The organism is Pseudomonas sp. 1176_21, assembly GCF_052850635.1.
Window position 1 is genome coordinate 543,216 of sequence record NZ_VXCV01000003.1, and the last position, 21,010, is coordinate 564,225.

Sequence of the window (21,010 nt, forward strand, 5' to 3'; positions counted from 1 at the left end):
GACCGTAATGGCGCGGATTGTAGAGAGGCGGGGCGGGTGGGGCAATTGGATCCAGATTTTTTCGGCAGTGGTGTCTACCGGGGCTGGTTTTCTTGCTCTTGCTGTTGCTTTGCTTTTGATCTTCCGTCCTTCAGGAGGCCGAATGGAGCCCGCGTGTAGTGGGGTGTAGGGCCATGGATGGCCCGGAAAGTGCCGACGGGCAGGGATGCCCGTACGGTGCGGCCCCACGGAGCGTGGGTGGAATGAGGGGACCCGTAGCGAAGCGTAGGGCCGGATGCTGGACGGAGCGGTTTTGCTTACTTTTTCCAAGAAAAAAGTAAGCCGCTGTAAGAGCGGAAGGGGCCTTCGGCGTCTCTGTCCATGCTGGATAAGCTCGAAAATCGAGCAACCGTCGCTCCCCGGGAAGGGGGCCGAGAGATTATCCGGCACGGGCGGTGATCCAAGCGCCCCACAAGCCCCCCTGAAGAACCGGAACATCAAAAGCCCGATCACCAGTGCGATGGTGAGCCAGTCACCCGACCATGCCCCGCTCTTCCTCACGCAAGGTCAACACCTCGACCCCCTGCGCCGTCACTGCCACCGTATGCTCCCACTGTGCCGACAGGCTGCGGTCCCGGGTGATCACCGTCCACCCGTCCTTGAGCGTACGCACCCCACGCCCGCCCTGGTTGATCATCGGCTCGATGGTGAACACCATGCCCGGCTTGAGCACCAGCCCGCTGTTGCGGTGTCCGTAGTGCAGCACCTGCGGCGCCTCGTGCATCTGCCTGCCGATGCCGTGCCCGCAGTACTCACGCACCACGTTGTAACCCGCGCCCTCGGCAAGCCGCTGTATCGCATGCCCCACATCACCCAGCGTGGCCCCGGGCCGCACCTGGCGAATGCCCGCCCACAATGCGGCATAGGTGGTATCGACCAATTGCCGCGCCTCGTCGGCAATGGCGCCCACCGCATACATCTTCGACGAGTCGGCAATGTAACCACCCTGTTCCAGGGTGATGTCCACATTGATGATCGACCCCGCCTTCAGCACCTCGTCGGCACTTGGCACGCCGTGGCACACCACATGGTCGACGGAGGTGTTGAGCGAATACTTGAACCCGTACTGCCCCTTGCTGGCCGGACGCGCCTTGAGCACATCGACGATGTACGCCTCGGCACGGTCGTTGATCTGCAAGGTGCTGACCCCTGGCGCGACAAAGCCGTCCAGGTGCTCGAACACCCGCGTCAGCAATTGCCCGGCGGTACGCATCAAGGCCAGCTGCTGCGGGTTCTTCAGGATCACCTCGCTCATGCGATCAGCTCCCTGAGGCTGGCCTGCTCCTGGCGCAGCAACTGGCGCAACAGTTCCTGGTAGGTCATGTGCGGGTTGAGCTCGGCCAGCATGCCGATGCGAATCCAGTACTCGGCCTGCGCGTTGATCGAGCGCGACACCGCGCCGCTGGCAATGCGCAGGTCTTCATGCAGCGCGTCATCGATCTTGACGATACCCATGGCAATACTCACTCTGTATACGAAGCGTATATATAGCATATAGCTGGTGTGTTGTTCGAGGCCGGCGCCGCAAAGGGGCTGCGGTTGCGATAAACTCCGGCCATGAACCTCGATACCCGCATCAAGTTCCGCCACCTGCTGTGCTTTCTCGAAATCGCCCGTCAAGGCAGTTTCGCCAAGGCCGCCGACGCCGTGGCCATCAGCCAGCCGGCGATTTCCAAGACCCTCAAGGAGCTCGAAGAACTGCTGCAGACGCGATTGTTCGAGCGCGGCAAGCAGGGTGTCGAGCTGACTGCGGCCGGGGTGCGCTTCATGCGCTACGCCGGCCCGTGCGTACAGGCCCTGCGCGAAGGGGTGAGTACCCTGCGCGGCGAGGAACACGCGCCGCCGCAGGTGAAGATCGGTGTGCTCTCGACCGTCGAAAGCCTGCTCATCCCCGAAGTGATCTGCCGCCTGCACCAGCGCCACCCGGCCCTGGTGGTCAGCGTTGCCACCGGCCCCAGTGCGCACCTGCTGGCGCAGTTGCACGTGGGGGAGCTGGACCTGGTGATCGGGCGCATGACCGACAGCCCGCAGATCCAGGGCCTGCTGTTCGAGCACCTGTACAGCGAGTCGATGTCGCTGGTGGTGCGCCCCGGCCACCCGCTGCTGGCACGCAGCCCGATCGAGCGCAACCAGGTGGGCCAGTACCCGCTGGTACTGCCCCTGGCCGGTACCACCATTCGCAAGCATGCCGACAGCCTGTTCGTGCAATGCGCCATCGAACAACCGCAGCAACGTCTGGAAACGCTTTCCCCGGCACTGAGCCGGCGCTATGTGCTGGGCAGCGATGCGGTGTGGGTGGCCCCGCGTGATGCGGTGCGGGTCGACCTGCAGCGGGGCGAGCTGTGCGAGCTCGACCTGGGCGTGCGCGAACCCGGTGGCTCGGTGGGTATCTGCAGCAATGCCGCGCTGCCACAGGCCCTGCCGGCCCAGTGGTTGTGCCAGGTGCTGCGCGAAGTGGCGGGGCAGTACCGCGAAGGACACTACCCGTAGATTTCATCCAGATCCGGGGCGTTGGCTGCAATACTGGCCACTGGCTTATCGGCTGCATGAAGAAGCCTTCACCTGGCTGAACTTCTCGACCTTTTGTCGCTCTCATGCCGGTAGCCATTGGTCGTGGCCGCCTGATAAGCTCGCGGCTTTACTCGATTGCCCTTTTGGCGCATGAACAAGGAAATAGCATGAAACAGCATCGGTTGGCGGCTGCGGTTGCCCTGGTTAGCCTGGTACTGGCGGGTTGCGATTCGCAGACCAGCGTCGAGCTGAAGACCCCGGCACAGAAAGCTTCCTACGGTATCGGCCTGAACATGGGCAAGAGCCTGGCACAGGAAGGCATGGACGATCTCGACTCCAAGGCCGTGGCCCAGGGCATCGAGGACGCTGTCGGCAAGAAGGAACAGAAGATCAAGGACGAAGACCTGGTCGAAGCCTTCGCCGCGCTGCAGAAGCGTGCTGAAGAACGCCTGGTCAAGATGAGCGAAGAGTCGGCCGCCGCCGGCAAGAAGTTCCTTGAAGAAAACGGCAAGAAGGACGGCGTGGTCACCACCGCGTCGGGCCTGCAGTACCAGATCGTGAAGAAGGCCGAAGGCGCCCAGCCCAAGCCTACCGACGTGGTCACTGTTCACTACGAAGGCAAGCTGATCGACGGCAAGGTGTTCGACAGCTCCGTCGAGCGCGGCAGCCCGATCGACCTGCCGGTCAGCGGCGTGATTCCGGGTTGGGTGGAAGGCCTGCAACTGATGCACGTGGGCGAGAAGGTCAAGCTGTTCATTCCGGCTGACCTGGCCTATGGCGCACAGAGCCCTAGCCCGATGATCCCGGCCAACTCGGTACTGGTGTTCGATCTGGAACTGATCGCCATCAAGGACCCGGCCAAGGCAGCAGAAGACGCTGCTGAGAAGTAAGCGTCCCGCTGTGTGCACAACGCCCCGTCTCGACGGGGCGTTGTCGTTTATGGATCGGGCTGAACCGTGGGAGCGATCTGACGTCACACCTTGGTGGCGTGCGCAACTGTGACGGCTTTCGCAAAGTGACCGCGTAATGAAACAGGTGTGTAAAAAACGCCCGATTTGACCCAGGCCCTTGCCTGGCGGGCACGCCGAGCCTGAAAATGGCCTCTGTTCACAAGGTTATCCACAAATACTGTGGATAACCTTCCCGGCCCTGCCGTTGGAGGTGGTATGAAAGCACCCTGGAATTTTGCCCGTTTCCTGCCGCTGGCCGAGCGCCTTTTGAGCCGGGGGCGCCTGCCAGCGCTGATCTTCGCCGTGGCGCGCAAGGGCCCGAGCCTGGGCAAGCTCAAGGATGACGTACGCCTGCTGCAGGCGCTGTGCGTGGCGTGGTGGCGTGGCGAGTACCGTGCCATCAGCTCAAGGGCGCTACTGACCATCGTCGCCGGCCTGCTGTACTTTGTCAGCCCGCTGGACGCGATCCCGGACTGGCTGCCCGGCATCGGCCTGCTCGACGATCTCGCCGTACTGGCCTGGGTGCTGAAGACGTTCGACAGCGAGCTGGCGGCTTTTCGCGCCTGGCGCAATCGTCAGTCTCCCGAGAAACTGCGCGTGGTCGAGCGCCTGCCCGACACCCCCGAAGCGTTGCGCCTGGAGCAGGGAAAGCGCTAAATCCGGTTACACCCTGCAATACTGCGCCGGCTGGTACTATATTTGGCATAAGCGCTATACCGAGCGATTACATGCGCAGGTTCTTACAAGGGGGTTGTAATGGGTATTCAGGTTATCAGCCGAGACGGTCAACCCGAGTACGCGGTCGTGCCCTGGGAGCACTATCAAGCGTTGTTGAAGGCGGCAGGTCAACCGGCCGCCACGGCGCAGCCGGCAGGCGTCAACGCCAGCGCCGCTGCACCCACGCCGGCCAGCCTGCCCGCGTTGGGCGAGCTGGCCGCCTTGCGTGAGGCCAAGGGCCTGGCTGCCGAGCAGCTGGCGCGCAAGGTGGGCATCAGTCCGGTGTACCTGGCGCTGATTGAAAGCGGTGAGCGCGAGCCGGATGCCGCGATCCGCCGCAGCCTGGCCTGGGAGCTGGGCGTGGCAGGCTGGAGCGAGCCGTCGTGAGCGGCGTGCGGATCAGCCGTCAGCAATGGGAGGGGCTGCTGGGCGAGCTGGACGTGGCACGCCGGCAACGCCACCTGCTGACCTACCGCGCCTTGCTCGAACGCCTGGAGCTGCCAAGCCCGGCGATGCAGACCCTGACCGCCGCGCTTGAGTACCTGGCGGTGATCGATGCACGCGCCGAGCAGCCACTGCGCAGCTCGCTGGTGATCAGCCAGGGGGCCAGCCGTTTGCCACGTACCGGCTTTTTCGAATGCGTCGAGCGCCTGGGGCGGTTTTCCGGGCCATCGGACGGCATGGCCGCAGCATCCTGGCATGCCTCGGAAGTGGTACGGGTGTTCGAGTACACCTATCCCGAACAGGCCTGAGGCGCCAGCGCCGTATCGATCAGGTACAGGCTGTGCCCGGGCACATCCTTGGCATGGTGCTTGGCCTGGGAGGCGAGGTCGGCCAGTTGGCCGGCATCCAGTTGCGCGCAGGTATGTGCATGCAGTTGCACCACACCGATCGAGAGTGACAGCAACGGGAATTCCTGGCGCTGGCCCACGCGGTTGTGCGCGATGAAGCACCCGGCCTCCAGGTGCTCGGTGCGGTAGAAGCGCCGACAGGCATTCTGAAAGTCGTCCAGCAGCACGTTCAGGCGCTGCTCCCAATCCTTCGAACCCAGTACCAGCATGAAGTCGTCGCCACCGATATGGCCGACGAAGTCCCGGCTGGGGTCGACCCGTTCGCTCAGGCACTGGGCCAGGCTCAACAGCACTTCGTCGCCCTTGGCATAGCCATAGATGTCGTTGAAGGGCTTGAAACTGTCGATGTCCACATAGCAGATCGCTGCCTCGCGCTGTTGCTGCAGCAAGCGGGTCAGGCATTGCTGGATCGGCACGTTGCCCGGCAACAGGGTCAGCGGGTTGGCATAGCGGGCCTGCTGCAGCTTCTGTTCGGTGATCAGCTTGAGCACGTCGATCACCCGCCCCAGGCCCAGGTAGCGACCGTTCTGGGTAATGATGAAGTCTTCCTCGATGCGCTGGCGCGCGCGGCTGGTCAGCAGGCGGCTGACCTTCTGCAGCGACTGGTTGAGCTCCACCGCCAGAAAGTCCTCGTTCATCAGCCGGCTGATCGGCTTGCGCGCATACAGGTCGGTGGCGAACGGCTTGAGCAGCGCGTCGGACAGCGAATGGCGGTGCACGATGCCGCAGGGGCGCTGTGCATGGTCGAGAACAGCCAGCGAGTTGAGGTTGGCCTGGCGGCGAAACAGCGCCAGTACCTCCAGGGTCGCCGTATCGCCGCTCACGGCCGGTTGCTCGTTGAGCAGCGCACTCAGATCGCGGCCGTCCTCACCCAGCACCACCGCGCCACTGTGCGTCGCTGACGGCAGCATGGCGGTAGCGTCGCGGGGCGGTTGCTCCTGCGGCCGGCACAGCAGGTAGCCCTGTACCAGGTCGACCCCCATCTCGGTGAGCACCGCCAGCTCCTCGGCCAGCTCGATGCCCTCGGCAATCACCTTGGCCCGCGACGCCTTGGCGATCTGCAGGATCGAGCCGACGAACTCACGCTTGACCGCATCCTGGTGAATGCCGTCGATGAAATGCCGGTCGATCTTGACGTAGTCCGGGCGCAGTTCCGACCACAGGCGCAGGCTGGAATAGCCGGCGCCCAGGTCGTCCAGGGCAATCGAAAAGCCCATGTCGCGGTAGTGGTGCAGGGCGTTGAACAGCAGCTGGAAGTCGTCGGTGGGGGTTTGTTCGGTCAACTCGATGACCACCCGGCTGGGTGGGATGCCAAGGCTCTGCAGCAGCTTGAGCGTGCGCCCGGACTGGTATTGCGGCTCGAGCAACGACTCGGGCGACACGTTGAGGAACAGCTTGCCTTCCAGTTGCTGCTGGCTGAAACGCCGGCACGCGCTTTCGCGGCAGGCCACCTCCAGTTCGGTCAGGCGGCCGGCATGGCGGGCCACGGCGAACAGGTTGATGGGGGAGTGCAGCGGGCTGTTGGACGGGCCGCGGCTGAGGGCTTCATAACCGAGGATGCGTCGCTCGGACAGGCAGACGATGGGTTGGAACAGGCTGTGCAAGCCGCTTTGAGCCAGGATGGAGCTCAACGCGCTGAGCTGTTCGGTCACGGTCATGGCAGGGCTACCTTGAAAAAAAGGGACTGGGGCCATCGGCGCCCAGTCCCTTATTTCACGACAGAATGATGACTGTTTGATGACCCGAAAAGGGCACCGTCACATTATTTTGCCATTATCGTTTCAGTGCTTGGCCACCGAGGAATTCAGCCCCAGGTAGTCCAGCAAGATGCGCCCGGTTTCGGCGAGGTACGCGTCATCTTCCGGCTTGGTGTCATCCGGCTCGACCGGCAGGGCGTCTTCGTCTTCCTTCTTCAGTTCCTTGAGCGGCTCTTCGCCCTTGGCCTTGCGCCGGATGTTTTCCAGCGCCAGCTGCTTGCCTTCGATGTCGGCATGGCGAGCGCGGCGTTCCACCTCGTTGAGGCTGACGGTCTTCTCGTTCATCAACTGCTGGGTCAGGGCCAGGCGATCGCGAATGTAGACGAACTCCGGGTCCTTGGCGCTGCGGTTTTCGTGGCGTGCCTTGAGTTGCGCAAGGAACGGCTTGAACGGGTCGACGGCCGGCTTGATGGCCGGGCGGATGGTGTCCCACGGCATGGCTTCAGGCAGGGCGCTCTCGCCGATCTCCTTGGTGTCGATGATCGACGGGTAGTCGATGTCCGGCAACACGCCCTGGTGCTGGGTGCTCTGCCCGGAAACCCGGTAGAACTTGGCCAGGGTCAGCTTGAGCTCGCCATGGTTGAGCGGCTGGATGGTCTGCACGGTGCCTTTGCCGAAGGTCTGGCCACCGATGATCAGGGCACGGTGGTAGTCCTGCATGGCGCCGGCGAAAATCTCCGAGGCCGAGGCCGACAGGCGATTGACCAGCAGCGCCAGCGGGCCCTTGTAGAAGGCACCGGTGTTTTCGTCTTCGAGCACGTCGACACGGCCGTCGGCGTTGCGTACCAGCACGGTGGGGCCCTTGTCGATGAACAGGCTGGTCAGCTCGGTGGCTTCCTGCAGGGAGCCGCCGCCGTTGTTGCGCAGGTCGATGACCACGCCGTCGACCTTTTCCTTCTGCAGTTCGGTGAGCAGTTTCTTCACGTCACGGGTGGTGGACTTGTACTCCGGATCCCCGGCGCGGAACGCCTTGAAGTCGAGGTAGAAGGCCGGGATCTCGATGATGCCCAGCTTGTAGTCGCGTCCGTCCTGCTTGAGCTTGAGCACCGACTTCTTGGCGGCCTGTTCTTCGAGCTTGACCGCTTCGCGGGTGATCGAGACGATCTTGCTGGTCTGGTCGTTAGGCGCGTTGCTGGCCGGGATGACCTCCAGGCGCACCACGGAGCCCTTCGGGCCGCGGATCAGCTTGACCACTTCGTCCAGGCGCCAGCCGATCACGTCGACCATTTCCTTGTCGCCCTGGGCAACGCCGATGATCTTGTCGGCCGGGGCCACCTGCTTGGTCTTGGCGGCAGGGCCAGCCGGCACCAGGCGCACGATCTTGACCTGGTCGTTGTCGCTTTGCAGCACCGCGCCGATACCTTCGAGCGACAGGCTCATGTTGATGTCGAAGTTCTCGGCGTTGTCGGGCGACAGGTAGTTGGTGTGCGGGTCGTACGACTGGGCGAAGGTGTTGATGTAGGCCTGGAAGATATCTTCGGCGCGGGTCTGGTCCAGGCGCGCGAGCTGGTTCTTGTAGCGCTTGGTCAGCAGTTCCTGGATGGCCTTGGGTTCCTTGCCGGCGATCTTCAGGCGCAGCACCTCGTCCTTGACGCGTTTGCGCCACAGGTCGTCGAGCTCGGCCTGGTTCTGCAGCCACGGAGCGTCCTTGCGGTCGACCAGCAGGGTTTCCTGGGTGGTGAAGTCGATCTTGTCGACGCCCTTGTTCAGCTCGGCCAGGGCGAAGTCCAGGCGCGATTTCACGCGATCCAGATAACGTTTGTAGATGGTGAAGCCCGGGTCCAGGTTGCCGCTCTTGAGGAAGTCGTCGAACTGCGTCTTCCACTTGTCGAACTCGGCAATATCGCTGGCCATGAAGTAACTGCGCGAGGGATCGAGCAGTTTGATGTAACTGTCGTAGATGATGACCGAGCGCGCATCATTGAGTGGCGGCTTGCTGTAGTGGTGGCGCTTGAGCAACTCGACCACGTTCAGGCTGGCGACCACTTCATCGCGGTCTGGTTGCAACTTGTCCCAACTGTTGGCGGCCGAAGCGGCGCCGGCCAGCGGCAAGCTGCCAAGGCCGATCATCAGGGCGAGGGCAGTGCTGGGCAGGAGATGCTTCATGCTGATTCGACGTAGGGGCAATTGATCACGCATATTAGGCCGTCTTTGAATTCGCCGGTTCCATGGAGCCGGACGCATAATGCAAAAAGCCTGGTGCCAAGGCAGCCAGGCTCAGTCATGACTCAACTATGGAGGCACTGTGAAGGCATTGCAAGGCGTTGACGGACATGTGGAGTGGGTTGAGACGACAAGTCCAACTTGCGATGTAGGTCAAGTACGCATCCGCGTGGCAGCGGCCGGGCTCAATCGCGCCGACCTGTTGCAGCGTGCCGGATTGTACCCGCCGCCACCGGGCGCCAGCGAGTTCCTGGGCCTGGAATGTGCCGGGGTGATCAGCGAAGTGGGAGCCGGGGTGTCCTGGCAGGTGGGCGACCGGGTATGCGCACTGCTGGCCGGTGGCGGCATGGCCGAAGAGGTGGTGGTCGATGCGCGCCACGTGCTGCCGGTGCCCGAGGGCCTGAGCCTGCAGCAGGCGGCTGCGATCCCGGAGGTATACGCCACGGCCTGGCTCAACCTGTTCCAGCTGGGCGGCCTCAAGCCGGGCGAGAAGGTGTTGCTGCATGCCGGCGCCAGCGGCGTGGGGTCGGCGGCCATCCAGCTGTGCAAGGCCTTCGGCAGCCCCAGCTGGGTCAGCGTGGGCTCGGCCGAGCGGCTGGCCTATTGTCAGGCGCTGGGCGCCAGCGGTGGCGTGGTGCGCGGTGACGATATAGAGGCGCTGAACGACTTCGCCCCGTTCGATGTGATCCTGGACCCGGTGGGGGCCAACTATGCGGCGCTCAACCTCAAACTGCTGGCCCGTGACGGGCGCTGGGTGATCATCGGCCTGATGGGCGGGCGCAAGGCCGAGCTGGACCTGGCCCAGGTACTGGCCAAGCGGGTGCAGGTGACCGGCTCGACCCTGCGCAATCGCGATGACCAGTTCAAGGCCGACCTGCTCAGTGACCTGGGCCAACAGGTGTGGCCGCTGTTCGCCGAAGGGCGCTTGAAGCCGCAACTGGTAGGCAGCTATGCGGTGAAGGACGCCGAGGCGGCGTATGCCGAACTGGCGGGCAACCAGGTATCGGGCAAGTTGGTGCTGGTGATCGACGACAGCCTGGTATAGGGCCCTGTTCGCCGGCAAGGCCGACTCCTGCAGGAGCCGACCTTGCCGGCGAATTTTTTTCAGGCCCAGGCCAGAATCGGCCAGCCATTCTTCTCGGCATGCTCGCGCAGCACCGGGTCCGGGTTGACCACATACGGGTGGTCAACCTTCAGCAGCAACGGCAGGTCATTGCGCGAATCGGAATAGAAGCTTGCGCCTTCCAGGTTCTCTTCCTGCTGGTCCAGCCACTCCAGCAAGCGGGTGATCTTGCCTTCGCGGTAGGTCAGGGTGCCCACGGTCTTGCCGGTGTAGAACCCTTTTTCCACTTCCAGCTCGATGCCCAGGTACTCGTCGATCCCCAGGCGCGCGGCAATCGGTCCCACCAGATGCACACCCGAGGCCGAGATCACCAGAATTCGATCCCCCGCCTTGCGGTGCTCGGCAATGGTGCGGGTGGCCTCACTGAAGATGATCGGCTCGATGAAGTCTTCCACCCACGGCTCGACCAGATGATCGACTTCCTCTGGTGTGCGCCCGATCAGCGGCTCCAGGCTGAACGCCATGTAGTCTTCCATCGCCAGGTGCCCCTTGCCGTAGGCCTCCATCAGCTCACGGTCCCTGCGCAGGAACGACTCACCGTCCACCCAGCCCAGGCGCACCATCTGCTCGCTCCACAGCGAGGCGCAGTCGCCGTGGATCAGGGTTTCATCCAGATCGAAAATCGCTAAAGCCATAACAACAAAACTCCTGTTCGGCCCTCAGGCAACTTCGCAGAGGGCGGTGGGATCGATGGACAAGGATACCCGCTCGCCGTCCGCATGCAGATCGGCGGCTGAACGATTGAGCACATCCACCACCAGCTCCACACCACGCGCTTCGATGCGGTAGCGGATCACGTTGCCCAGCAGGCTGTGACTGCGCACCAGGCCTTCGCGTTCGCCTTCCAGGCTCAACGCGATGGCTTCGGGGCGGATTGCCAGGCGGCTGTTCACCGTACGTTGCAGCAGGCGGCTGGCACTCTGGGCATCGAGCAGGTTGTAGTTGCCGATGAAGCCGGCCGCGAAGGCATCCACAGGCGCGGTGTACAGCGATTCGGCATCGCCGCTCTGCACGATGCGGCCCTGGTTCATCAGGAAGATGCGGTCGGACATGGTCAGCGCCTCTTCCTGGTCATGGGTGACGAAGATGGTGGTCAGGCCCAGCTCGCGCTGGATCTGGCGGATCTGTTCGCGCAGGTGCTTGCGGATGCGTGCATCCAGCGCCGACAGCGGCTCGTCCAGCAGCAACAGGCGTGGGCGGGTCACCAGCGAGCGGGCCAGGGCCACGCGCTGGCACTGGCCGCCGGAGAGCTGGTGCGGGTAGCGGCTGGCAAAGTCCTGCAACTCGACCATGCGCAGCGCCTCGAGTACCCGTGGGCGGCTGTCTTGGCCCTTGATCTTCTGCATGCGCAGGCCGAAGGCGACGTTCTGTTCCACGCTCATGTTGGGGAACAGCGCGTAGCTCTGGAACACCATGCCGATGCCGCGCTTTTGCGGGCTCTGCGGTACCAGGTCCTGCCCGTCGAGCAGGATCCTGCCGCTGTCTACAGCGGTCAGGCCGGCGATGCAGCGCAGCAGGGTGGACTTGCCGCAGCCGGAGGGGCCGAGCAGGGTGACGAACTCACCGCGGCCGATCTCGCAGTTGATGTCGTTGAACACCGCGCTGGCGCCGTAGCTTTTTTGCAGGTTCTGGATGCTGACGAAGCTCATTTCAGGTCTTGTCCTTGTTCAGGCGGTTGGCTGCCCAGGTCAGCACCAGCACGAAGAGGAAGTAGGAAATCACCAGCGCGCTGTTGAAGTGCCCGCTGCTGTTGCGCATGTTGTTCAGGTACACCTGCAGCGTCTCGTAGCGGGTGCCCACCAGCAGGTTGGCAAACACGAACTCGCCGAACAGGAACGAGAACGACAGCAGCAGCGCCACCATCAGGCCCTTGCGCAGGTTGGGCAGCACCACCAGAAACGCGGCCTGCCAGGTGTTGGCCCCCAGCAACTGGGCGGCATCCATCAGGTCGCGCAGGTTGATCGCCTGCAGGTTGTTGGTGATGGCGCGGTACATGAAGGGCAGGGCCACGGTGAAATAGCAGCCGATCAAAATCCACGGCGTGCCGACCATCGCCATCGGCCCTGAGCCATACAGCTGCAGCAGCCCCACCGACGACACCACCGGCGGCACCGCGAAGGGCAGCAGGATGAGGATGTTCATCAGTGCGTCGAGCCTGGGGAAGTGGTAGTGCACCACGAACAGCAGCGGCAGGATCAGCAGCACCGACAGTACCAGCGCGCCCACGCACACCAGCAGCGACTGGCCGAAGGCGGCCAGAAAACGCGGCTCGCTCCACAGCGCCAGGTACCACTTGAAGGTCAGCCCGCTGGGCAGCAGGCTGGCCGACCAACTGGTGGACAACGAATAGAGCAGGGTGCCGGCCAGCGGCAGCAGCAGGATCACGAACAGCACGTACACCACCACGCGGTGGTAGAGCCCGGCCGGGCCCGATTCAGCGCGAGACATGGTAGCTCCTCTTCAACAGCCACTGGTGCACCAGCGTGACCAGGGTCATCAGCCCCACCAGGATCATCGCCAGCGCGCTGGCCAGGTTCGGGTCCAGCGAGATGTCGCCGGACACCAGCGCGGCGATGCGGATCGGCAGCACGTTGAAGTTGCCGGTGGTCAATGCGTACACCGTGGCGTAGGCGCCCAGTGCGTTGGCCAGCAGGATCACGAAGGTGCCCAGCAGCGCCGGGGTCAGCACCGGCAGGCCGATCAGGCGCCAGTAGTCCCAGGCGCTGGCGCCCAGCAGGGCGGCCGATTCGCGCCAGTCTTCGCGCAGGGCGTCGAACGCCGGGTACAGCAGCAGTACGCCCAGCGGGATCTGGAAGTAGGTGTAGAGGATGATCAGCCCGGTCTTGGAGTAGAGGTTGAAGTCCTCGATGATCCCGGCCTGCTTGAGCAGCAGGGTCAGCGCGCCGTTGAAGCCAAGCAGGATGATGAAGGCGAAGGCCAGCGGCACGCCGGAGAAGTTGCTGGTCATGTTGGCGAAGGCGTTGACGAAGTCGCGCAGGCGCGAGTCCACCTTGCGCAGCGAATAGCTGCCCAGGATGGCGATCAGGATGCCGAACAGACTCGACCAGAAGCTGATCTCCAGGCTGTGCTGGATGGCCTGGCGGTAGAACTTCGAGCCCAGCACCTTGCTGAAATTGTCCAGGCCCCAACCACTTTCGGCCTGCAGGCTGTGCACGGCCACCCAGGTCAGCGGGGCGATCTGGAAGATGATGAAAAATACCGCGAAGGGCAGCAGGCACAACAGCGCCAGCCATTTGCCACGGGTGATCGAGTTCACGAGAGCAGCTCCCGGCATACCGGCTTGTCGTGGGGGATGCCGAGCAGTTCGCATACGGTGCCGCACAGTTCGGTCTGCAGGGGCTTGGCGGCCGGGTCGAGGCTGAACGCATCGCCGAACACGAACAGCGGCACTTCGCGCTCCTCGGGCAACACGCCGTTGTGCGAGCGGTCGTTGTTCATGCCGTGGTCGGCGGTGATCAGCACCTGGTAGCCGTCCTGCAGCCAGGTGCTGAGGTAGTCGGCCAGCAGGATATCGGCGCTGCGTGCGCTGTTGCGGTACTGGCTGCTGTCCAGGCCGTGCTTGTGCCCGGCATCGTCGATGTTCATCGGATGCACCAGCAGGAAGTTCGGTGCGTGCTTGCGCCGCAGGTACTCGGCGTCGGCGAACAGGTGCGAGTCGGGGTAGTGGTCGGCGTAGTAGAACAGGCCATGCTGGATCGGCAGTTTCGGCGCATGGGTGTGGCGGTCACGCAGCGGTTCGAAAGGGGAGCGGTTGTACAGCTCGCTGACCCAGTGGTAGGCCGCGGCGGCGGTGCTCAGCCCGGCGTCGCGGGCGTAGTGGAAAATGCTGCGTTGGGTGGACAGGCGCGTGACGTTGTTGTGCACGATGCCGCTGTCGATCGGCGGCACACCGGTGAGGATGCATTCGTAGAGTGGTCGCGACAGTGCCGGCAGCTCGCATTCCAGGCGGTACAGGGCAGCGCGGTCTGCTTCTACATAGGCATGCAGGTGGCCCATGGCGTGGTGGGCCACCTGGTGGTTGAGGCCGTCGAGGATGACGAGGATGACGTTGTGGTTCATGGGTGGCTCCGGTGACAGCGATGACCACATCGCGGGTCAAGCCCGCTCCTTGTGGGAGCGGGCCTGACCCGCGATGGTTTCACTCCATCTCGATGATGACCTGCTCCTGCCACTTCTGCGGCAGGGCCTTGGAGGTGGCTTCCCATGCCGCTGCATCCTTGATCGGCTGCGCCGGCGCGTACTGCTCGTTGGGCAGCAGCTTGGCCTGCACGTCCGCCGGCAGCTTCAGGTGCTCGGCACGAATCGGCCGCGCATGGCCGATGGCCAGGTTGGTCTGCCCGGCATCGCTGAAGATGTATTCACGGGTCAGCTTGGCGGCGTTCGGGTGCTTGGCGTACTTGTTGATGATGGTGGTGTAGCCGGACATCACCGAGCCGTCGGACGGGATCAGTACCTCGAAGCGTTTCGGGTCGATCTGCTCGCGGTAGCTCAGGCCGTTGAAGTCCCACACCACGCCGACCTCGATCTCGCCCTTCTCAAGGGTCTGGATGGTCGGGTTGGCCAGCGACAGGCGCTTCTGCTGGGCCAGCTTGGTGAACAGTTGCAGGCCCGGCTCGATGTTGGACTCGTCGCCCTTGTAGGCAATGGCTGCAGCCAATACGCCGTTGGCCGCCTGGGCAGCGGTGCCGACGTCACCGATGGCGACCTTGTACTTGCCCTTTTCCAGGTCGTGCCAGGTCTTGGGAATGTCTTCTTCCTTGACCAGCTGCTTGTTGATGATGAAGGCGATGGTGCCGGTATAGGCCAGTGCCCAGTGTCCGTCCTGGTCCTTGGCCCAGGTCGGTATCTGCTCCCAGGTGCTGGGCTTGTACGGCTGGGTCACGCCCTTGGCCAGCGCAATGGGGCCGAAGGCGGCGCCGACGTCGCCGATATCGGCGCTGGCGTTGTCTTTCTCGGCATCGAACTTGGCCACTTCCTGGGCCGAGCTCATGTCGGTGTCCATGTGCTTGAGGCCGTACTTGCTTGCCAGGTCCGCCCAGGTGCCCTTCCAGTTGGCCCAGGCATCGGGCATGCCGACGCTGTTGACGACGCCTTCCTTGCGGGCGGCGTCCTCGAGGGCCTTGAGGTCGGTGTCCGCGGCCATGGCCGAGGTGCACAGGGCAATACTGGTGCCTAACAGTGAGGCCAGAAAAAGCTGTTTCATCCGAAGCTCCTTGATGGGTGCCGTGCAAAACGCTGAGAGGGTTTCGATTCGGTTGGTCTAGGTCAGCAATACCCGAGCCAAGGTAGGCCGGTTGCATGACAGTTTGATGTCGAAGGCGCCGCGCCAGGTGTGTGCAGCGGCCCTGAAAATAGAGCGTAGACCAGTTTCAAGTGCTTGATCCGCAACGCCTTGACCGCACTCGACCGGGCCTGTGCGTGACCGTCCGGCGCGCTGTCATGTGCCGTTCATGTGGATTGCCTAGGCTTTGGTTACTCCGCCCGGCCATCGTCGCTGCGCCGTTCTGGCACACGCACCAGGCTGGACTAGTCCAGATAGGTAACCCTTGATGCATCGACTGCCCACGCGTGCAGTAACAGCCATATGCAATGCCCTGCAAGAGCAGATCGAGCATGGCCTGCTGGCGCCCGGCTGCAAGTTGCCGGCCGAACGCAAGCTCAGCGAGGTGTTCGATACCACGCGCATCACCCTGCGCGAGGCGCTGGTGCAACTGGAGGCCTGCGGGCTGATCTACCGCGAGGAACGCCGTGGCTGGTTCGTGGCGCCCCAGCGCCTGAGCTATGACCTGATCGAGCGCAGCCACTTCCATGCCATGGTGCGCGACCAGGGTCGACAGCCGGCTACCGAACTGTTGTCGGCCCGCCTGCAGCCGGCGCCGGCGGCGATCTGTGCGCGCCTGCAATTGCCGGCGCTGTCCAGCGTGATCCAGATCTGCCGCCTGCGGCGTATCGATGGGCGCGCGGTGCTCTATGCCGAGCATTACCTCAACCCCGAGTACTTTGCCGGGATTCTGGATTTCGACCTGAGCCAGTCGCTGACCGAGGTGTACGCGCTGCACTACGGCATCGCCTATGGCCGGGTGCGTTTCGAGACGCTGCCCACCGCGTTGCCGGTGGCGGCGGCGATGGCGCTGAAGGTGTCGGCCGGCAGTGCCGGCCTGCATATCACCCGGGTCAACAGCGACCAGCACGGGCGGCTGATCGACTGCGACCTGGAGTACTGGCGCCACGATGCGATTCGCATCGTGGCCGAGGCGGGCTAGGCGTTGCTGTCGACGGGGGCGGTGTCCTGGGCGGGGCCACCGCCGGCGGTCACCACCTGCACCGAAAGACGCGGGGTAGCCAGGTCCAGCCCGGCTTCGTCGAGCTGGCGCTTGAGCGCCAGGTTGAATGCCCGCGACACCTCCCATTGCTTGATCGGCGCGGTCTTGAAGCGCGCGCGCAGCACCGCCGAGCCGGACTCGAAGCTCTCCACCCCCTGGAACTCCAGCGGCGACCAGATATTGCGCCGTTGCAGCGGATCGCTGCGCATCTTCTGGCCCACGTCGCGAACCAGGCCGATGGCCTTGTCGATGCTCATGTTGTAGGGGATGGCGATGCGGAAGATCGCGTAGCCGAATTCGCGCGAGTAGTTCTTGATGCTCTTGATCTCGCTGAACGGGATGGTGTGCACGATGCCGTCGATGTCGCGCAGGCGCACGGTACGGATGGTCAGGCCTTCGACGGTTCCCAGGTGGCCGCCGACATCCACATAATCATCGATGGCCAGGGAGTCCTCGATGATGATGAACAGGCCGGTGATCAGGTCGGCCACCAGCGATTGCGCACCAAAGCCAATGGCCAGGCCGATCACACCGGCACCGGCCAGCAGCGGCGTGACGTTCATGCCCATGTTGGCCAGGGCCACGATCACCGCGATGATGAAGATGGCCACGAACAGCACGTTGCGGATCAGCGGCATCATGGTTTGCGCACGGGCATTGGCCAGGCCCTTGCGCGAGCGGGTGAGTGCGTGGTGCACGGCGGTGTCGCTGAGGATCCACACCAGCCAGGCGGCGATCAGCGTGCCGGCCAGGCCGAACACGCGCACCGCCACCTCGTGGCCTTCGCCCTCGGTGAAACCGATCAGCGAGAAGCCCCATACACGCAGGCCCAGCTCGATGAACACCAGCCAGATGAGCAGGTGCACCAGGGTGTAGCCAAAGCTCTTGAGGCGTTCGGCGTAGACCGCCTGGCGCCGGTTGGCCCGCTGCGGCTTGAGCGCATGGCGGCGCACCAGGCCATTGACCACCATGCACATCACCACCAGCACCGTGCACATCAGCGACTGGCGCAGGGCCGTGCTGGTGTCGCCGGCGGACACGAACGTGGCGAACAGCGAAATGCCCACCAGCACCAGGGCCGGCAGGTACCAGAAGGTGCCGAGGATCTCGATGGTGTCGCTCAGGGCGCGGCGCGTCAGGCGCCGAGACAGCGGCTGGTTGCGAATGAGGTGCGCGATGGGGCGGCGAAAGCGCAGGATGAACAGCCCGGTGGACAGCGCCGCCAGAATGTTGGCCAGGGTCGCCAGGGTGTGCGCCAGGTGGTCGCCCAGGGCGGCGGCCATGCGTGGGTCGTTCATCGCCTCGCCGAAGGCGGCAAAGCTGCCGATCAGCCACAGCGGACGGAACGCGCGGTGGCGCAGGATGTACAGGGCGCGGTGGCGGTGCGGGCCATCGAGCAGCGAGAAGGCGATCACGCAGATGGCCGAGAAGCAGGTGCCGACCACCAGGGCGTAGGCCAGTACCATGGCCATCGACTTGCCCAGCGAAGAGGGCAGGGCAAAGCTCAGGTACACGGTGATGATCAGCGCCACCAGCCAAGGCCCGAGCTTGCGCAGGGCGAAGCGCACCAGGTCCCAGGTGCGCGGGTGTTGCGGCAGCTCTTCGGTGAGGCCGAAGCGCAGGCGTACCTGGTGGCTGACCCAGTTCAGCGCGTAGGCCAGCAGGCTCCAGAGCGCGATGATGGCGGCGAAACCGAACAGGATCGTCGGCCATTCATGCACCGGCACCACCCGCGCACTGAGCTCGATCTGGGCCAGTTCCAGTTCGCGGCTCCAGCGGTTGAACGGGCTGGCCTCGCCGCTGAACTGCTTTTCCAGTTCGTTGAAGGTGGTGCCGATCAGGCCCAGCACACCTTGCTCGGCACTGGGCTGGGCTTGCCTGGTGGCGTCGCGCAGCTTCTTCAGGTCGGCCAGCAGCCTGCTGCGTTGCTGGTCGTTCTCGAGGTTCTTGATGACATCGTCGAGCGATTGCGCGAGGGGTTCAGTCGCCTCGGGCTGGGGTTTGCTCGAACCGCCAAGCAGGCCCGGTAGGCCGGCCGCGTGTGCGTGGCCCAGGGGCAGGAACAGAATCAGCAGCAGGGACAGGAAACGCAGGAAGGCAGGCACCGGACGATCAACCTCGAACACTCAATCGCCCGAGTGTAGAGCATTTGTCAGGTGAGTTTCTCGAGGATCTTCCACACCATGATGCCCAGGATGCCCAGCATGCCGATCCACATCATCAGCACCCCGCTGTTGCGCTCGCGCATGCTGAAGCCGACGGTGAGCAGGATCAACCCGGCGATCACCGGGAGGAACATCGTTTGAAACTCGGACATGCGCAAGGTCCTTATGCTGTAGGAGGTGTAGTGATGGGCAAGCATAGCGCCAAATGTTTGCGCGCGGGTTGATGGGGGTCAGTCGTGGCCTCTTCGCTGGCAAGCCAGCGCCCACAGGTACGGCGCCTGTTTGGCGATCACCGCAGTGCTGTGGGCGCAGGCCTGTCAGGTCAGGGCAGATCGCGGCTCAGGTAGAACGCGGTCAGCACCTTGACCAGGTGCGCCAGGTCCTGGCTGCCGCACAGCTCGCGGATCGAGTGCATGGCAAACGTCGGCAGGCCGATGTCCACCGTGCGCACACCCAGGTGGCTGGCGGTGATCGGGCCGATGGTCGAGCCGCAGCCCATGTCGCTGCGTACCACGAAGCTCTGCACCGGCACTTCCTCGGCCATGCACAGGTGGCGGAAGAAACCGGCGGTTTCGCTGTTGGTGGCGTAGCGCTGGTTGTTGTTGACCTTGATCACCGGGCCGGCGTTGAGCTTGGGCCCGTGGTTGCCGTCGTGCCGGTCGGCGTAGTTGGGGTGCACGCCGTGGGCATTGTCGGCCGACACCAGCAGCGAGCGCTGGATGGCCCGGACGAAATCGTCACCGTCGGGCAGCAGGCGGCGCAGGGTCTGTTCCAGCATCGGGCCGTCGGCGCCGCAGGCGGAGCTGGAGCCGACCTCTTCGTGGTCGTTGCACACCAGTACGCAGGTCTCGTCGCTGTCGGCGGCCAGCAGGGCCTGCAGGCCGGCGTAGCACGACAGCAGGTTGTCCAGCCGCGCGCCGGCGATGAAGTCGCCATGCAGGCCGACCACGGCGGCGTCCTGGGTGTCGTAGAAGCTCAGCTCGTAGTCCAGCACCACGTCGGCGTTCAGGCCATGTTCGCGGGCCAGTTGCTCGGTGAGCAGGGCGCGAAAGTCGACGCGCTCGTCACCGGCCACCTGGGCCAGGATCGGTGGCAGCTCGGTCTGCGGGTTGATCGCCCAGCCTTCGTTGGCGCTGCGGTTGAGGTGGATCGCCAGGTTGGGGATCACCGCGATGGGCTGCTTGAAGTCGATCAGCTGGCTTTCGACCTTGCCGTCGCGGCGGAAGGTCACGCGCCCGGCCAGCGACAGGTCGCGGTCGAACCAGGGGGCCAGCAGGGCGCCACCGTAGACTTCCACGCCCAGCTGCCAGAAGCCCTGGCGCTGTAGTTCGGGCTGTGGCTTGACGCGCAGGCAGGGGCTGTCGGTGTGGGCGCCGACCAGGCGAATGCCGTCGAGCAGCGGCGAATGGCGGCCGAGCTTGATGGCGATGATCGAGGAGTCGTTGCGGGTCAGGTAGTAGCGTCCGCCGGGCGTGGTGGCCCAGCTGTCACGTTCGTCCAGGCGCTGGTAGCCGGCGGCCTCGAGGCGCTGCGACAGGCTGGCGGTGGCGTGGAACGGCGTGGGGGAGGCCTTGAGAAAGTCGATCAGGCCTTGGTTCAGTGCATCGCGCATAGGTCACTCCAGACAGCAGTGGCGCGAGTTTAACGTATTGATCACGGATTTGCGTGGGCCCTATCGCGGGTCAAGCCCGCTCCCACAGCGTTCAGGGTGATCGTTGTGGGAGCGGGCTGACCCGCGATAGCCGCGCCGCGGTGTATCAGAACGGCGCCGGGCACTCGAAGCGCAGTCGCTCGCCGCTCACCGGGTGGGTGAAGCTCAGCATGCTGGCATGCAGGCACAACCGCTCATGCGCCGCCAGGGCCTCGGGGTAGGCGTACAGTCGATCCCCCAGCAGTGGATGCCCGATCGACAGCATGTGCACGCGCAACTGGTGTGAACGCCCGGTAATCGGCGTGAGCTCCACCCGGCAATGATCGCCACAGCGCTCGACGATGCGCCAGAAGGTCAGCGCATGCTTGCCCTGCTCGTGGTCCACCACGTGCCGTGGCTTGGTGGGCGGGTCGTAGCGCAACGGCAGGTCGATGCTGCCGCTGTCCAGCGCAGGCTGGCCCCAGCACAGTGCGGTGTAGGCCTTCTCGGTTTCACGGTCATGGAACTGGCGCGACAGCTCGCGGTGGCTGTCGGCGTCGCGCGCCAGCAGGATGATCCCCGAGGTTTCCCAATCCAGACGGTGCACGATCAGGGCGTCGGGGTAGCCGTTTTCCTGCAGGCGGGTGATCAGGCAATCCTTGTTGTCGTCGGCGCGCCCCGGCACGGACAGCAGCAGGGTCGGCTTGTTGACCACCAGGATGGCGGCATCCTGGTGAAGGATGTGAACGTTGGACAGCGG

21 protein-coding genes are annotated in these 21,010 nt (G+C 64.3%); 7 read left to right on the plus strand and 14 right to left on the minus strand.

The window, feature by feature from the left end:
* Positions 1-511 precede the first annotated feature (511 nt).
* Together map and FW760_RS10655 are read right to left on the minus strand one after the other, a co-directional pair.
* A complete protein-coding gene (gene map, locus FW760_RS10650; protein ID WP_043859969.1) occupies positions 512-1,294 on the minus strand; it encodes a type I methionyl aminopeptidase in 783 nt (260 codons plus the stop codon).
* A complete protein-coding gene (locus FW760_RS10655; RefSeq protein WP_043859970.1) occupies positions 1,291-1,494 on the minus strand; it encodes a ParD-like family protein in 204 nt (67 codons plus the stop codon). Before FW760_RS10655 ends, map begins: the two co-directional genes overlap by 4 nt.
* A 102-nt stretch (positions 1,495-1,596) precedes the next feature.
* Here FW760_RS10655 and pcaQ point away from each other — a divergent pair, with 102 nt between their 5' ends.
* The 5 genes from pcaQ to FW760_RS10680 all read left to right on the plus strand — a co-directional run bounded on the left by pcaQ (position 1,597) and on the right by FW760_RS10680 (position 4,969).
* Positions 1,597-2,529 carry a pca operon transcription factor PcaQ gene (pcaQ, locus tag FW760_RS10660; RefSeq protein WP_043859971.1) on the plus strand — a complete coding sequence of 311 codons (933 nt, stop codon included), beginning with the start codon at positions 1,597-1,599 and terminating at the stop codon, positions 2,527-2,529.
* 188 nt (positions 2,530-2,717) lie between these two features.
* A complete protein-coding gene (locus FW760_RS10665) occupies positions 2,718-3,440 on the plus strand; it encodes an FKBP-type peptidyl-prolyl cis-trans isomerase (RefSeq protein WP_054914671.1) in 723 nt (240 codons plus the stop codon).
* Positions 3,441-3,716: 276 nt separating this feature from the next.
* Complete coding sequence (locus FW760_RS10670; protein ID WP_043859973.1) at positions 3,717-4,157, plus strand: YkvA family protein; 441 nt, start codon at positions 3,717-3,719, stop codon at positions 4,155-4,157.
* 99 nt (positions 4,158-4,256) lie between these two features.
* Positions 4,257-4,604 (plus strand): helix-turn-helix domain-containing protein, encoded by a 348-nt coding sequence (locus tag FW760_RS10675; RefSeq protein ID WP_058541022.1) that lies wholly within the window; start codon positions 4,257-4,259, stop codon positions 4,602-4,604.
* Complete coding sequence (locus tag FW760_RS10680; protein WP_116055198.1) at positions 4,601-4,969, plus strand: hypothetical protein; 369 nt, start codon at positions 4,601-4,603, stop codon at positions 4,967-4,969. Before FW760_RS10675 ends, FW760_RS10680 begins: the two co-directional genes overlap by 4 nt.
* On the opposite strand, the gene FW760_RS10685 is transcribed toward FW760_RS10680, so the two are convergent.
* Together FW760_RS10685 and FW760_RS10690 are read right to left on the minus strand one after the other, a co-directional pair.
* On the minus strand, positions 4,951-6,726 hold the full coding sequence (locus FW760_RS10685) for a GGDEF domain-containing protein (protein ID WP_315406400.1): 1,776 nt from the start codon (positions 6,724-6,726) through the stop codon (positions 4,951-4,953). The genes FW760_RS10680 and FW760_RS10685 overlap by 19 nt on opposite strands.
* A 123-nt stretch (positions 6,727-6,849) precedes the next feature.
* Complete coding sequence (locus FW760_RS10690; RefSeq protein ID WP_167400229.1) at positions 6,850-8,931, minus strand: carboxy terminal-processing peptidase; 2,082 nt, start codon at positions 8,929-8,931, stop codon at positions 6,850-6,852.
* A gap of 139 nt (positions 8,932-9,070) precedes the next feature.
* Between FW760_RS10690 and FW760_RS10695 the strand changes: the two genes are divergently transcribed.
* Positions 9,071-10,033, plus strand: coding sequence for an NAD(P)H-quinone oxidoreductase (locus tag FW760_RS10695; protein ID WP_043859978.1), 963 nt, complete (start codon positions 9,071-9,073; stop codon positions 10,031-10,033).
* A 59-nt stretch (positions 10,034-10,092) separates the two neighbouring features.
* Here the strand turns inward: FW760_RS10695 and FW760_RS10700 are convergent, their stop codons facing one another.
* From FW760_RS10700 to FW760_RS10725, 6 genes are all read right to left on the minus strand, one after another.
* Positions 10,093-10,746 carry an HAD family hydrolase gene (locus FW760_RS10700; protein ID WP_043859979.1) on the minus strand — a complete coding sequence of 218 codons (654 nt, stop codon included), beginning with the start codon at positions 10,744-10,746 and terminating at the stop codon, positions 10,093-10,095.
* A 24-nt stretch (positions 10,747-10,770) separates the two neighbouring features.
* Complete coding sequence (locus FW760_RS10705; protein WP_043859980.1) at positions 10,771-11,760, minus strand: ABC transporter ATP-binding protein; 990 nt, start codon at positions 11,758-11,760, stop codon at positions 10,771-10,773.
* Position 11,761: 1 nt separating this feature from the next.
* Complete coding sequence (locus tag FW760_RS10710; RefSeq protein ID WP_054914667.1) at positions 11,762-12,559, minus strand: ABC transporter permease; 798 nt, start codon at positions 12,557-12,559, stop codon at positions 11,762-11,764.
* Positions 12,546-13,379 carry an ABC transporter permease gene (locus tag FW760_RS10715; protein ID WP_054914921.1) on the minus strand — a complete coding sequence of 278 codons (834 nt, stop codon included), beginning with the start codon at positions 13,377-13,379 and terminating at the stop codon, positions 12,546-12,548. Before FW760_RS10715 ends, FW760_RS10710 begins: the two co-directional genes overlap by 14 nt.
* Positions 13,380-13,384: 5 nt before the next feature.
* On the minus strand, positions 13,385-14,191 hold the full coding sequence (locus tag FW760_RS10720; RefSeq protein ID WP_104572067.1) for an alkaline phosphatase family protein: 807 nt from the start codon (positions 14,189-14,191) through the stop codon (positions 13,385-13,387).
* Positions 14,192-14,270: 79 nt separating this feature from the next.
* On the minus strand, positions 14,271-15,335 hold the full coding sequence (locus FW760_RS10725; protein ID WP_043859983.1) for an ABC transporter substrate-binding protein: 1,065 nt from the start codon (positions 15,333-15,335) through the stop codon (positions 14,271-14,273).
* A 346-nt stretch (positions 15,336-15,681) separates the two neighbouring features.
* Here FW760_RS10725 and FW760_RS10730 point away from each other — a divergent pair, with 346 nt between their 5' ends.
* On the plus strand, positions 15,682-16,395 hold the full coding sequence (locus tag FW760_RS10730; RefSeq protein ID WP_446443782.1) for a UTRA domain-containing protein: 714 nt from the start codon (positions 15,682-15,684) through the stop codon (positions 16,393-16,395).
* Here the strand turns inward: FW760_RS10730 and FW760_RS10735 are convergent.
* The 4 genes from FW760_RS10735 to FW760_RS10750 all read right to left on the minus strand — a co-directional run.
* Complete coding sequence (locus FW760_RS10735) at positions 16,392-18,560, minus strand: mechanosensitive ion channel family protein (RefSeq protein ID WP_275732087.1); 2,169 nt, start codon at positions 18,558-18,560, stop codon at positions 16,392-16,394. The genes FW760_RS10730 and FW760_RS10735 overlap by 4 nt on opposite strands.
* A gap of 47 nt (positions 18,561-18,607) precedes the next feature.
* The gene (locus FW760_RS10740; RefSeq protein WP_167400231.1) at positions 18,608-18,772 is read right to left on the minus strand and encodes a hypothetical protein; all 165 of its coding nucleotides are present in this window, start codon (positions 18,770-18,772) and stop codon (positions 18,608-18,610) included.
* Between the two features lie 170 nt (positions 18,773-18,942).
* Positions 18,943-20,232 (minus strand): M18 family aminopeptidase, encoded by a 1,290-nt coding sequence (locus FW760_RS10745; protein WP_054914664.1) that lies wholly within the window; start codon positions 20,230-20,232, stop codon positions 18,943-18,945.
* A gap of 145 nt (positions 20,233-20,377) precedes the next feature.
* A partial coding sequence (locus FW760_RS10750) for an RluA family pseudouridine synthase (protein WP_446443783.1) occupies positions 20,378-21,010 on the minus strand: 633 nt, incomplete at its 5' end.